The 1,427-nt window shown below is 59.1% G+C and carries 2 protein-coding genes; both read left to right on the top strand.

The features are described 5' to 3' along the window. Positions 1-300, top strand: a 300-nt coding sequence (locus tag VJ956_RS08140; RefSeq protein WP_324083662.1) for a class I SAM-dependent methyltransferase, incomplete at its 5' end; no start/stop codon positions are given. Then, positions 264-1,244 carry a lysylphosphatidylglycerol synthase domain-containing protein gene (locus VJ956_RS08135; protein WP_324083660.1) on the top strand — a complete coding sequence of 327 codons (981 nt, stop codon included), beginning with the start codon at positions 264-266 and terminating at the stop codon, positions 1,242-1,244. The genes VJ956_RS08140 and VJ956_RS08135, both read left to right, overlap by 37 nt. Positions 1,245-1,427: the final 183 nt, after the last annotated feature.

The following is a 1,427-nucleotide window of genomic DNA, read 5'->3' as shown; positions in this document are numbered from 1 at the left end:
TTCGATGCCGTAATAATGCTCGAGGTCCTTGAACATCTCGACGACCCGCCGGCCGCTCTGGCCGAACTGCATCGTATAAGTCGCGGCGTCGTATTGATCTCGACCCCTCGCGAACCATTGTGGCGAGCCTTGAATTTCGCGCGCGGTAAATACCTGGGCGCGCTGGGCAACACGCCGGGCCATATCCAGCACTGGTCGAGCCGCGGACTCATCCGTCAGGTGTCGCCTCTGTTCGAAGTCATCGCGTGCGCCAAACCGGTTCCATGGACGATCCTGCTTCTGAAGCCCCGCAAGGCGTGAATGGTCGTGCCCGCATTGTCCGGGCCATTCGGTTCTTATTTCTGGTCATGGTGGGTGCCTGGCTGGCATGGACCCTCGCTTCCAATCCTGCGAACCTGGAAGGCGTGGTCCGGATCTGGAGAACACCGAGTGCCTGGCTGTTCCTTCTAGGATGGATGACGATACCGGTGGGTCTGTGGCTTCTCTGGCGTTCCCAGATTTTTCTCGCGACCGGATACAGGCTTCCCTGGTCGACGGCACTTTCAATCCAGGCGGTTGCATGGGGCGGAAGATATTTGCCGGGAAAGGCTGGTTTATGGGTGGCCAAAACAGCCTTGACCCGCAGCTCCGGGCTAGGGTGGCGAGAACTTGGCGTGTCGGTGCTGACCGAGCAGTTACTGTTTCTGATCGCTGGCGCGCTCGTCGTCCTGGCACTGGTCCTCAGCCCGCAGTCAGCCCTGCTGGGGCAGCTTCCGGATTCATTTACGAGGCCTTTTCAAACGATTTCGGGCCAGCCCGCGATCCTTCTTGTCGCGCTCGGAGCAGTCGTGCTCACTACGATGGCGGGCATAATAATTTTTTTGCCGCGCCTTGCCGGCGATGCGGTTCGAGCGATCGGCTGGAAGAACTGGCCGCTGCTGCTGACCGGGCATATTTTGATCCACCTGGTTGCCGGACTCTCGCTTTACCCGCTGGTCGAGCTACTGCTACCCGAAGCCGCGAATGTCCTGGGACCGCTTGGCGTTGCCGGGGCGCTTGCGCTGGCCAACATCGGGGGAATTGCAGCCATTATTGCCCCAGCCGGCCTTGGCGTGCGAGAAGCCATGCTGGCCATCGTGCTTGCCGTTGGTGTCGACTACGACCAGGCCTTGGGTGTGGCCGTATTGCTAAGGGTAATCACGCTGTTTGCCGATGTCCTGTTCGCGGTCGGCGGATGGATTGTCGGAAAGGCCTTCGAGCCGTGAAAACTGGTTTCGATAACCTATGTGTCTTGATAGATCAACGCGGTAATCTGCTCCGAAATCAGTCCGATCAGGAACACGATCACTGCGGCACTGAACAGCAGCAGGCTCATGTTCGTGAACCGCCCGTCGGTAATGAATGTGTAGCCGTAATAACCCAGGCCGACCAGGAAGAACATGCCGCTT

This window comes from Marinobacter sp., from assembly GCF_035268745.1.
GTDB lineage: Bacteria > Pseudomonadota > Gammaproteobacteria > Pseudomonadales > Oleiphilaceae > Marinobacter.
The sequence above is the reverse complement of the archived record's forward strand: the minus strand, read 5'-3'. Positions and strand labels throughout refer to the sequence as shown.

Excerpts from the sequence above, each read along its gene's own strand:
- VJ956_RS08135 (WP_324083660.1), top strand. The coding sequence starts at position 264 with ATGGACGATCCTGCTTCTGAAGCCCCGCAAGGCGTGAATGGTCGTGCC.